Origin of the sequence: Hyphomicrobium denitrificans ATCC 51888 (assembly GCF_000143145.1) — a bacterium.
In the GTDB taxonomy this organism is placed as follows: Bacteria; Pseudomonadota; Alphaproteobacteria; order Rhizobiales; family Hyphomicrobiaceae; genus Hyphomicrobium_B; species Hyphomicrobium_B denitrificans.
In genome coordinates this window covers 3627501-3638969 of sequence record NC_014313.1, presented here as the reverse complement: position 1 = coordinate 3638969, position 11469 = coordinate 3627501, and the positions used below count along the sequence as shown (strand labels likewise).

Below are 11469 nucleotides of genomic sequence, written 5' to 3'. Positions count from 1 at the left end.
AATTCGGGGAAGCCTTTGCCACTCGGTGCCTGCAAACAGCAGAACACCATGACTAAACAGAGATCTTTATCCGTATCGACGATGCGGCTGAGCCTTTGGACTTGCCCAAAACTTCAGACGCGACGCACGCCGACTTCTGACAGTGAACGATCGCCTTACCCCGCTGCCATCCACTGCATATTAACTAACCGCTAACCAATACTTCGACAAGCGCCGCGCGCGCCGAAAACGCACCGAGCCGGGTTCGGAAACTTATCCACAGCTACCCGGGAGAACCGAGGTTCCATCGCAGTTCCTGTGCAAAAAACGCTGACTCATTTGGAGATTTCGGGACTGCACGCGGTGCCAGAAAAATCGTGTTGCACCGTCACGTCACCGTCATTTTAAGCTTGCCCAGCGGCCGCGACAAAATCGCAAGCGAGTCTTTTTCGAGCCCCAAACGCCCGCTCGAACGCGCAATTCCAGAGGGTTAATGACATTCAAAAAACAAACGGGCCCTCATCGGGCCCGCTCTTTACCGTAGCGAATATGCAACAGGGAGAAAAATTGCCCTGCGCCGTCTCGAAGGCGATCAGGCCGACATGCCCTTGACACGCTGTGCCAGCCTCGAAACCTTCCGGCTCGCGGTCTTCTTGTGCATGAGTCCCTTCTGCGCGGTGCGCGCGAGAACGGGTTCAGCGGCAGCCAGCGCCGCCAGGGCCTTGCCCTGATCGCCGGCCTTGATGGCCTCTTCAACGGCCCGCACTTCGCTCTTGACGCGCGTGCGGCGTGCTTTGTTGATGTCTGTACGGCGGATCATCTGGCGCGCGGCTTTTTTTGCCGACGACGTATTAGCCATGGAAAGGTCCCTACTGCTGGTCAAAGGCGCCGTCCGCCGCCTTGGAAAAGGCAAACAGAGGCCGCGGGCTGTGAAAAACTGATCGGCCCGGATTTTTGTCCAGGCGTGCTTGACGCGCGGTATAGCGGTCGTCCATTCGCCGGTCAATTAATACGCTCGCTCTAAACGCCGATTTTATGAGAGTTTGGCTCTTTTCACGCCCTGAGCGGCGGTTCAACGCAGGCGTCAGATAACGCCAGCTGGATATAATGGCTAACGAGGATGCTGCCTGGGCAGCCATAGCAATGGGGGTGTCTGCAGAATGTTGTCGCTGATTGGATGGTTGTTCGGACTGGCGGTCGCAACCTGCGCGACGGTTCTGGCAGCCGGTCTGATAGACCCGAAACTGCATATGGCCGCCTGCGGGCTCGTCGCCCTGGCGATCACCCTTCTCGCCATCCACGACCATCAGCGGCTGATCAACAACGGCGCGGTCCCGAATGCCATCGGCAGCTCCACCGCCCGTTACCTTGGATTGGTCTGGGCCTGGGGAGCTCTTTCGATCCTCGCCATCTCTCTCTTCGTGCTCGAAAAAGTTTGGCCGGAGTGGTGGCAGTTCTTTATCGGCTTTGCGTTCGCCGCCGTCGCGAGCATTGCATTCGCGACGCTCCTGGATCGCGACCGCGCGGCAGGGCGCTCTGACCCGATGCTGACGAAGGCCGGACGTATTCTTGCGCAAGTCCAGATCGTCGGCATGGCCGTCGGCGTCATTAGTCTCTTTGTCGACAAGAAATTCCCGCGCGACGTCGCCTACGCGGACTGGGCCGGCAACAACATTCTCTTCTTCGGTGCACTGGCGATCGCAGCGATCAGCATAGACGCTTTACGTTCACCCGCGCACGTGTGATGCAGTCCGGGACATAGTCGCTTCTCGGATTTCATTCGCATGGCCTTACGCCCTCCACTGCCGTGGCTGCTCGCGACGCTCCTCGCCGCCTTGCTTGCGATGTATCTCGCAACAAGCGGATTGCAAAAGGCCCAGGCAGCGACATCCGCAGCCGCCTTCGCAATTCTTCTCGTGATCGCCGGGCTGCGTTCGAATTCACCGTTGTGGCGGCGTGGAGCAACAAGGAGCATGGCGACGCCGCGACAAGCGCTGTGGCTGACGACGCTGCTCATCATGCTCGCGTATTTCTGGTGCGCGCTTGCATTTTACGCCGTCTATCTCGGCACATCGCTGCGCTGGCAACACGGTTGGGAATACGGTTCGGCGATGCTTCTCGTCGCCGTCGGACACGCGATTTATCTCTGGCACCTCGACGATCCGAATGCGTCTGTATCGACGCCGAAAGCCATCGGGCGCGCTGTAGCGCTTGCAGCCTTGCAGGCTGTCGCAATCGCATGCGGCTTGCTCTGGCTCATTCAGTCCGGAAAACTGTCGTCGCTGAAAGGCGACTGGGCCGCAAACCAGTTGTTTCTCGCCGGCGGTTTCACGGTGATGTGCCTGAGCGTCATCATCGTCAAAACCCATTCGGCGCTCAGCGAGCGCTTGGCCCGCTGAATGTTTCAGCGCTGACAGCGCGGACAATAAAAGCTCGCCCGTCCAGCATGCACCACACGTCGGATCTCTCCGCCGCACCCAGCTCTCGGGCACGGTCGCCCAGCGCGATCATAAACGGCGAACGAATTCTGAAATCCACCCGACGCGCCGCTCGCATCGCGATAATCACGCAAGGTCGAACCCCGCGCATCGATCGCCTGTTCGAGAACCTCTCGGATCGCCGGAACGAGCTTCTCGGCGCGCTCCGTTGGCGCGCCGCGCCTGTCCGCCAACGCCCGCGCCACACGGTTCGGTGACAGGCCAGACCGGAACAGCGCCTCCGCGACATAGATATTGCCGAGACCCGCGACGATCCGCTGATCCATCAGGAAGGCTTTCAGATTGGCCTTCTTTCCGCGCGCCCGCGCCGCGAGATAATCCGCAGTCAATTCCGAGCCCAGCGGCTCGACGCCAAGCGCGCGAAACAAAGGATGCTCGGATCGCTCAGCATGCGGCATCATGACCATGAAGCCGAAGCGGCGCGGGTCGTTGTAGACGATGCGCGCCCCGCCCGTGAGCTTGAACACGACATGATCGTGCACAGGATCGGCGCCGACGCTGTTGACGTACTCGCCCGGCGTATCCGTCCGCCCTTTCTCCAAAATCGTAAACCGCCCCGTCATGCCGAGGTGCATGACGAGGTCTTCGCCGCCCGAAAGCTCAGCGATCAGATATTTGGCCCGCCGCTCGAGCCGGTCGATCCGCTGCCCGACCAGCCGTTCGGCAAATCGCTCCGGAAATGGAAATCTGAGATTGGGACGGCGCAGCTCAACTGCGGCGATGCGCCGTCCGGTGACAACCGGCGCCAGGCCGCGCCGGACAGTTTCAACTTCGGGAAGTTCAGGCATAAACGTCTAAAGCCGCGATTGACGCTAATTGCGAGAGACGATAGCGCGGCTGGTCCGACACGGCTATCCTGAGCGACATGATCGAAAATACCGCATCCTCGTCAAGCGACGAAAACAAAGTCTCGTTCGGCTTCCGCGCCGTCCCCGAGGGCGAGCGCCAGGGCCTCGTCAACAGCGTCTTCGCCTCGGTCGCCGAGCGTTACGACCTGATGAACGATCTGATGTCGGGCGGTATGCACCGGCTTTGGAAGCGCGACCTCATAACGATGCTGAACGCGCCGAGAAGCGCCACGCCGTTCCGCCTGCTGGACGTCGCGGGAGGCACCGGCGACATCTCGATCCGTTATGCGCAAGATGGCGGCCCCTCCACCACCGCTGTCATCTGCGACATCAGCCCCGAGATGCTGAACGTCGGTCGCCGCCGCATCGAGACCCTAGGGCTTGCCGATCGCATCACCTGCATCGAAGGCAACGCCGAAGCCCTCCCCTTCGACAGCGCAAGCTTCGACGCCTACACGATCGCTTTCGGAATTAGAAACGTCACCCACATCGATCAGGCATTGGCGGAAGCCTATCGCGTGCTGAAACCGGGCGGACGTTTCCTCTGCCTGGAATTTTCGGAATGCCAGGTTCCGCTTCTCGACCGGATCTATGATTTCCATTCATTCGAAATCATTCCACGCCTCGGCAAGCTCGCCGCCGGCGACGCGGAATCCTATCGCTATCTCGTTGAGAGCATTCGCCGCTTCCCGAAGCAGGAAGCCTTCGCCAGCCTCATTCGAAACGCCGGATTCTCACGCGTCAGCTACCGCAATCTGACGGGCGGAATCGCGGCTATTCACGGCGGTTGGAAGATCTAATCGGCCACACATTCACGGCGTTTTATGTGTCACGGCGTGACTTCAATTGACCGTGGCCAACAGCGCTCATAGCCTCCGCGCGCAGGGGAGAAGAAGTTTTTTCTTCTATCGGAGGAGACGGAACTCATGAAAAAGAGTGTGCTGATGTGCGCCGCGCTCGCGGCTGCGATGTCGTTCGGCGCCGGCGTTGCCAACGCGGGCTGCGTGACGAAAGGTGCGGTGGCAACCTCGTCTTCGGCGGATTCCGCCAAATGGTACGCCTTCGAAACGATGGTGCAATCGGTGAGCTGGGGCCTGTGGCCGGGCTTCCTCGCGACCGGCAACGTCGAGGGGTACAAGGTCGTCAACAAGCGTTACAACTGCCGTCCCGACGGTGGCATGGTCACTTGCCACGGCCGCGCGACGTTCTGTAAGCGCTAAAATCCGCAGACTTCCTATAATCTCAACGGCGCCCGCCGAAAGGCTGGGGCGCCGTTTGTGTTGTAGGGAACCCTTGCAGCTCAATCGCGATATGAAGCAAGGCGATTAACGGTCTTTACCCCGTGTGCCGGCTTCACTTGACCGAAACCCTTTGAGGCGCATTGTGCAGGCCTCGGCGGCTCGTCCGCGACGACAGGACGACGAACACTGAGCCATGGCCGGAGCACTTCTTAATTCTTTACGATTGGCGCGCGCCGGATTCGTGCTCGCGCAACACGGCATCCGCTTCGTCCCCCGCGGCGTGCCGGTTCCGCTGCCGCTCAAAATCGCCCGCGCTCTCACGGTTCCCATCCAGATCGTCACCGCTCCGTTCCGGCGCGACGTCCCCCGCGCGTCCCGCGTTGCATCCGCACTCGGCGAGCTCGGCCCGAGCTACGTGAAACTCGGTCAGTTTCTCGCGACGCGCGCCGACGTCATCGGACCGGAGCTGTCCGCCGACCTTCGCCATCTCCAGGACAAGGCCGAACCCTTCTCGATGGCCGAGGCGCGCCTCGCGGTGGAACGCGCGCTCGGCGGCAAGCTCGAAGATCATTTCATCGAATTTGGCCCGCCCGTCGCTGCCGCGTCGATCGCTCAGGTGCACAAGGCCTACGTTCTCGAAGACGGCGTGAAAAAACCCGTCGCCGTGAAAATTCTGCGGCCGAACATCGAGAAGCGTTTTCAGCACGACCTCGACAGCTACTATTTCGCCGCGAGCTTGATCGAACGCTTCTACCCGCCTGCGCGCCGTTTGAAGCCCGTCGCCGTCGTCGACAACCTGAAGCACACGACCGACCTCGAGATGGACCTGCGGCTCGAAGCCGCCGCGATCTCCGAGATGGCCGGCAACATCAAGGACGACGAAGGCTTTCGCGTTCCGAACGTCGATTGGCGCCGCACCGCCAAGCGCGTCCTGACCGTCGAGTGGATCGACGGGACCCCGATCTCGCACCGCGACGCTTTGCAGGCGAAAGGCTTCGACACCAGCGCGCTCGGCTTGACTGTCCTGCGCACGTTCCTCCGCCACGCCATGCGCGACGGCTTCTTCCATGCCGACATGCACCAGGGCAACCTGTTCGTCGACGACAACGGCATCATCGTCGCCGTCGACTTCGGCATCATGGGCCGGCTGGGCATCGCGGAGCGCCGATTCCTCGCTGAAATCCTGCACGGATTGATCACGCGCGATTATCATCGCGCCGCCGCCATCCACTTCGAAGCCGGCTACGTGCCGCCGCATCATACCGTCGAAGAATTTGCGCAGGCGATGCGTGCGATCGGCGAACCCATCCAGGGGCGCACGGCGGAAGAGATCTCGATGGCGGATCTCCTCGGCCAGCTTTTCGCCTACACCGAAGTCTTCGATATGCAGACGCGTCCCGAACTGATCCTGCTGCAGAAAAGCATGGTCATCGTCGAAGGCGTGGCGCGTGATCTCGATCCGCTGCTCAATGTGTGGGTTGCAGCCGAACCCGTCGCGAAGGAATGGATCGAATCCAACCTGTCGCTCCTCGGTCGCCTGAAAGGCGCCGGCCGCGGCGCCGAAACGATCGGCGACATCCTGATGCGCACGCCCGGCTTGTTGCAGAGGGCGGAGCAAACTCTCGTCGGCTTCTCCGAAATGGCGCAATCGGGTTTGAAGCTCGACGATGCAACACTCGAAAATCTCGCGTCGCGGTCGCGCCATAACCGCATCACCGATGCGGCGCTTTGGGTCACGGCCGTCGCGCTGGTCGCAATCGCGTTGAAGATCTACGGCGTATTCTGACGCTTCGCCTTGCGCGGCCCAACGAGATGCGTGCCGTGCGCGATCGCAGCCGTTGCCCGCATCGTCGCCGCCAGAAAAACCGCTTCCGCGAGTTCGGCTTCCGTGACCCCGGCATTTTCCGCGTTCGTGCGATGCACTTCGAGACTGTAGGGACACTGCGTGGCGATCGCGACGGCGACTGCGATAAGCTCCTTGTAGCGTCGTGGAATCGTGCCCGGAGCCATCGCAGCACGATCGAAATTCTCGAACGCCGCCATCGTTGCCGGCGACAAGCTACGGAGCTGCGGCAGATTCGAAAGATTGGATATATCGTACATGAAAGAGGTTCCCTAAATCCGCAGAGTTGGCGCGCTTGAAAATGTCTTGAAGCGTCGCGGCGTTCGCGCGACTGGTCAAGCATCGGAATTAATGCCTGAAAGAAAGGACCGCCCGATGACCGACCGGCCGCCGTTGCCACCCTTCACGCGCGAAACAGCCGCGCAAAAAGTTCGTGGCGCCGAAGATGCGTGGAACCACCGTGATCCGGAGCGCGTGTCGCTCGCCTACACCGTGGACAGCCGCTGGCGCAATCGCGCTGAATTTCCGGTCGGCCGCGCCGAGATCGTGGAGTTCCTGACGCGAAAGTGGAACCGCGAACTGGATTACCGCCTGATCAAGGAGTTATGGGCGTTCGACAACAATCGCATCGCCGTTCGCTTCGCCTACGAATTCCGCGACGACAGCGGTCAATGGTATCGCTCCTATGGCAACGAAAATTGGGAATTCGACGCTCACGGCTTGATGGCGGTCCGCCACGCCAGCATCAACGATATGCGGATCTCGGAATCGGAGCGCAAATATCACTGGCCGCTCGGACCGCGTCCGAAAGATCATCCGGGCCTGTCAGACCTCGGCCTCTGATCGCGGCGACACCAAGCAACGGCAAAAAAAACGCGGGCTTATGCCCGCGTTCAATATTCAGGCGCTAAGCGAAGATTGCGCCGGCTTCGGCGAGCCACGCCAGTATGCCAACGCGAAAATCGTACACGCCGTCACGGCATACGCGATGATTTGCAATCCCGTCGGACGGTCCATGTAGCCGATGAGGACATGCAGCACGCGGCCGATCCAGCTGTCCTGAGAAAGCAGCCACGACGTATCCCAGATTTTTGTATCCAGAACTTCGATGAATCCTGCATTCGAGAGCTGCTGCACCGCCGACGCCGCGAGCCCGGCAGCCAATAGCGTCACCAGAACACCGGTCACTGAGAACATGCGTTTCAGAGGGATGGCGGCGAGTCCGAGATACAGCGCCAGAGACACGACGGCCCCAAGCAACAATCCAATCGCCGAGCCGAACAAAAGTTCGCCGGCCGTATCCTTGCCCTGCATGATGATGCCGGTCATGAACAGAACGACTTCGCTGCCCTCGCGCATGACCGCGATTGCGACTGCCGCAGCGAGAGCAAACAGCGATTGCTTACCCGCGACTACGTCGCTGCTGAGCTGGCGCAACTCGCGCGTCATTTCGCGCGCATGCTCCGCCATCCAGACGACATGCCACGCAAGCATCACGACCGCGAAAAGCAAAATGCCGGCGACGAAAAGTTCTTGTCCGCGCCCGTCGAACGCGTCGGTAATTCGCGTCGCAAAAAGTGCGACGATCGCTGAACCGACAATGCCGGCAAGAATTCCAAGCGTGACCGCGCTGTTGCGACCGGGCACACCGCGCGATGCCGCAAGCACAACGCCGATGATGAGACCGGCTTCGAGAACCTCACGGAAAATGATGACGAGAGCTGCGAGCATTTAAGCCTCATTCCACGAGGATATGGCCGAGCGCGGTATCCATGTGAAACTCCCCGAAGAAAATGTAAGTGCCTGGTTCGAGAGGTTTGACACGGAACGTCGCTTCGCTGTTTCCAGCGATGATTTTTTCAAAGCCGATATCATTGCTTTCGAACTCTTCCGGAGTCGGATCGAGATTTTTGACGATGAGCTTTGCACGCTGACCCGCTTGCAGCTTGATGGCTGCGGGATCGAACTTGTGATCCTTGATCTTGATCTCAATCTCGAGCTCTTCCGCAGCGTGCGCAGAAAAAGCGACAAGTTGAAGTGCGGACGCAGCAAACATGCCGACGCACAGAAGAGCAAAAGCGGAAAGAGGATTAGCGATCGAACGCCCGATCGAGCGAAATGACATGCCGACTCCCAATAGGTCAGGATTCAAGGTCCCGAGATCAGGTTTTTCTATCGGACGTTATGCCGACAAAATCGGTCAAGAACAATACCCAGCACACGGCTTTCACCGCTCGTGTCGCAGTTCAAGTTATTGGAAACGTTCCAAGTTATCGCGGAGCACGCGAACCTGCTTACAGCGCAGTGCGCAACGACAGCCGCAAAGTCGTTGCGTTCAAGCACACAGCAACGCCAGCGAGATAGCGCGGAACCGCAGATCCGCGCGTTATGCGCAGGCCAACGCCCAATCGAATAATTCCATCGGATTTGATGCAGAAAACAAAAACGCGCCGCTGGCACAAGGCACAGCGGCGCGTTTGAATTCGATCGATAGAGGGTGCACTGATTGACTTCTTTCTACTGCGCTTTCCAGTCGGCTCCACAGAACGGAGCCGAAAGCGCAAATTCACATGACGTCTCGGCAGACCTGGCAACGACCTACTCTCCCGCGTCTTAAGACGAAGTACCATCGGCGCAGGGGCGTTTCACGGCCGAGTTCGGAATGGGATCGGGTGCAGCCACCCCGCCATAATCACCAGGTCAGCGGAGACGTCATATGACTTCTGTAGTCTGTTCTTTCTAATTCCTACGCTCATCGTGCTCGTCGCCACTTCGAGCCGAAGCTCGAGCGGCCAAGGGCCGCCGGCGCTGAGCGCCGCCCTAGCGAAGGAGTCCGCGCAGACGCGCGGAACAGCTCCGTGAGCGATAACGATGAGCATTGCTAAATGAGAGCAATCAAGCCAATCGAGTTATTAGTACCGGTAAGCTACACGCCTTGCAGCGCTTCCACACCCGGCCTATCAACGTGGTGGTCTTCCACGACTCTCGAGGGAGAACTCGTTTTGAGGTGGGTTTCCCGCTTAGATGCCTTCAGCGGTTATCCCGTCCGCACATAGCTACCCTGCTGTGCCGTTGGCACGACAACAGGTCCACCAGAGGTGCGTCCATCCCGGTCCTCTCGTACTAAGGACAGATCCTCTCAATTCTCCTACACCTACGGCAGATAGGGACCGAACTGTCTCGCGACGTTCTGAACCCAGCTCACGTACCACTTTAAATGGCGAACAGCCATACCCTTGGGACCTGCTCCAGCCCCAGGATGTGATGAGCCGACATCGAGGTGCCAAACGACGCCGTCGATATGGACTCTTGGGCGTCATCAGCCTGTTATCCCCGGCGTACCTTTTATCCGTTGAGCGATGGCCCTCTCACAAAGAACCACCGGATCACTATGGCCGTCTTTCGACTCTGCTCGACTTGTCAGTCTCGCAGTCAGGCGGGCTTATGCCATTGCACTCGACGGTTGATTTCCGACCAACCTGAGCCCACCTTCGCACGCCTCCGTTACAATTTAGGAGGCGACCGCCCCAGTCAAACTGCCCACCATGCGCTGTCCCGGATCCGGATAACGGACCGCGGTTAGACAACCATAATCACTAGGGTGGTATTTCACATTTCGGCTCCACTCGAGCTAGCGCCCAAGCTTCAAAGCCTACCACCTATCCTACACAAGCAGTCACGATTGCCAGTGCAAAGTTGCAGTAAAGGTGCACGGGGTCTTTCCGTCTAACCGCAGGAACCCCGCATCTTCACGGGGAATTCAATTTCACTGAGTGTGTGCTGGAGACAGTGGGGAAGTCGTTACGCCATTCGTGCAGGTCGGAACTTACCCGACAAGGAATTTCGCTACCTTAGGACCGTTATAGTTACGGCCGCCGTTTACTGGGGCTTCGATTCAAGGCGTGAACCTCTCCTCTTAACCTTCCAGCACCGGGCAGGCGTCAGGCCATATACGTCGTCGTTGGACTTAGCATAGCCCTGTGTTTTAGGTAAACAGTCGCCACCCCCTAGTTTGTGCCCTACCCCTCCGGTTGCCCGAAGAGATAGCCTGCTTCTCCCGAAGTTACGCAGGTAATTTGCCGAGTTCCTTCAGCACACTTCGCTCAAGCTCCTTGGTATTCTCTACCAGTCCACCTGTGTCGGTTTCGGGTACGGTCTACGTGGGGGCTATTTCCAGGGACACATTCGCTGCCTCGGCAATCCGATAAGCCTCAACAACTTGCTGCATCCGTCACACACCCACTGGCCCACGAATATTAACGTGGTTCCCATCGACTACGGCTTTCGCCCTCGCCTTAGGGGCCGGCTAACCCTGCGCAGATTAACTTTACGCAGGAACCCTTGGACTTTCGGAGGGAGTGTTTCTCACACTCCTTTCGTTACTCATGTCTGCATTCGCACTTCCGATACCTCCAGGAGCCCTCACGGGTCTCCCTTCACAGGCTTACGGAACGCTCCGCTACCGCGTACATTGCTGTACACCCGCGTCTTCGGTACACTGCTTTAGCCCCGTTACATTTTCGGCGCAGAAACCCTTGTTTAGACCAGTGAGCTGTTACGCTTTCTTTAAATGATGGCTGCTTCTAAGCCAACATCCTGGCTGTTATGGGATTCCCACATCCTTTCACACTTAGCAGTGATTTAGGGACCTTAGACGGCGATCAGGGTTGTTTCCCTCTTCACGACGGACGTTAGCACCCGCCGTGTGTCTCCCAGATAGTACTTCCAGGTATTCGGAGTTTACTTAGGTTTGGTAACCCTGTAGGGGCCCCTAGCCCATGTAGTGCTCTACCCCCTGGAGTATTCATCTGAGGCTCTACCTAAATAGATTTCGCGGAGAACCAGCTATTTCCTGCCTTGATTGGCCTTTCACCCCTTGCCACAGTTCATCCGAGGCTTTTTCAACAGACACCGGTTCGGTCCTCCAGTGGGTGTTACCCCACCTTCAACCTGACCATGGCAAGATCGACAGGTTTCGGGTCTAATCCGACGAACTGAACGCCCTGTTCAGACTCGCTTTCGCTACGCCTACAGCTATCGCCTTAAGCTTGCTCGTCAGA

At 58.9% G+C, this 11469-nt stretch carries 11 protein-coding genes and 2 rRNA genes (1 of these 13 cut by a window edge); 6 read left to right on the top strand and 7 right to left on the bottom strand.

Annotated elements, in window-relative coordinates:
* Positions 1-571 precede the first annotated feature (571 nt).
* Positions 572-838, bottom strand: a complete 267-nt coding sequence (gene rpsT / locus HDEN_RS17615) for a 30S ribosomal protein S20 (RefSeq protein ID WP_013217499.1) — start codon at positions 836-838, stop codon at positions 572-574.
* 301 nt (positions 839-1139) lie between these two features.
* Here rpsT and HDEN_RS17610 point away from each other — a divergent pair, with 301 nt between their 5' ends.
* Together HDEN_RS17610 and HDEN_RS17605 are read left to right on the top strand one after the other, a co-directional pair.
* Complete coding sequence (locus tag HDEN_RS17610; RefSeq protein WP_013217498.1) at positions 1140-1724, top strand: hypothetical protein; 585 nt, start codon at positions 1140-1142, stop codon at positions 1722-1724.
* Positions 1725-1763: 39 nt separating this feature from the next.
* Positions 1764-2378 (top strand): hypothetical protein, encoded by a 615-nt coding sequence (locus HDEN_RS17605; RefSeq protein WP_013217497.1) that lies wholly within the window; start codon positions 1764-1766, stop codon positions 2376-2378.
* Between the two features lie 5 nt (positions 2379-2383).
* Here the strand turns inward: HDEN_RS17605 and mutM are convergent, their stop codons facing one another.
* Entirely contained in the window at positions 2384-3265 is an 882-nt protein-coding gene (gene mutM, locus HDEN_RS17600) for a bifunctional DNA-formamidopyrimidine glycosylase/DNA-(apurinic or apyrimidinic site) lyase (RefSeq protein ID WP_013217496.1), read from the bottom strand.
* A 77-nt stretch (positions 3266-3342) separates the two neighbouring features.
* Here mutM and ubiE point away from each other — a divergent pair, with 77 nt between their 5' ends.
* From ubiE to ubiB, 3 genes are all read left to right on the top strand, one after another.
* On the top strand, positions 3343-4125 hold the full coding sequence (gene ubiE / locus HDEN_RS17595) for a bifunctional demethylmenaquinone methyltransferase/2-methoxy-6-polyprenyl-1,4-benzoquinol methylase UbiE (protein ID WP_013217495.1): 783 nt from the start codon (positions 3343-3345) through the stop codon (positions 4123-4125).
* A gap of 126 nt (positions 4126-4251) precedes the next feature.
* Entirely contained in the window at positions 4252-4545 is a 294-nt protein-coding gene (locus HDEN_RS17590) for a hypothetical protein (protein WP_013217494.1), read from the top strand.
* Positions 4546-4759: 214 nt separating this feature from the next.
* Entirely contained in the window at positions 4760-6352 is a 1593-nt protein-coding gene (gene ubiB, locus HDEN_RS17585; RefSeq protein ID WP_013217493.1) for a 2-polyprenylphenol 6-hydroxylase, read from the top strand.
* Here the strand turns inward: ubiB and HDEN_RS17580 are convergent.
* Positions 6337-6669, bottom strand: coding sequence for a carboxymuconolactone decarboxylase family protein (locus HDEN_RS17580; protein ID WP_013217492.1), 333 nt, complete (start codon positions 6667-6669; stop codon positions 6337-6339). The genes ubiB and HDEN_RS17580 overlap by 16 nt on opposite strands.
* A 115-nt stretch (positions 6670-6784) precedes the next feature.
* Between HDEN_RS17580 and HDEN_RS17575 the strand changes: the two genes are divergently transcribed.
* Complete coding sequence (locus tag HDEN_RS17575; RefSeq protein ID WP_013217491.1) at positions 6785-7252, top strand: nuclear transport factor 2 family protein; 468 nt, start codon at positions 6785-6787, stop codon at positions 7250-7252.
* Positions 7253-7309: 57 nt separating this feature from the next.
* Here the strand turns inward: HDEN_RS17575 and HDEN_RS17570 are convergent, their stop codons facing one another.
* The 4 genes from HDEN_RS17570 to HDEN_RS17555 form a co-directional block, all read right to left on the bottom strand.
* On the bottom strand, positions 7310-8140 hold the full coding sequence (locus HDEN_RS17570; RefSeq protein ID WP_013217490.1) for an FTR1 family iron permease: 831 nt from the start codon (positions 8138-8140) through the stop codon (positions 7310-7312).
* A 7-nt stretch (positions 8141-8147) separates the two neighbouring features.
* A complete protein-coding gene (locus HDEN_RS17565) occupies positions 8148-8534 on the bottom strand; it encodes a cupredoxin domain-containing protein (protein ID WP_013217489.1) in 387 nt (128 codons plus the stop codon).
* 460 nt (positions 8535-8994) lie between these two features.
* Positions 8995-9109: ribosomal RNA gene (gene rrf, locus HDEN_RS17560) — 5S ribosomal RNA — on the bottom strand.
* Between the two features lie 191 nt (positions 9110-9300).
* Positions 9301-11469 (bottom strand): 23S ribosomal RNA (locus tag HDEN_RS17555); it runs 624 nt beyond the window's last position.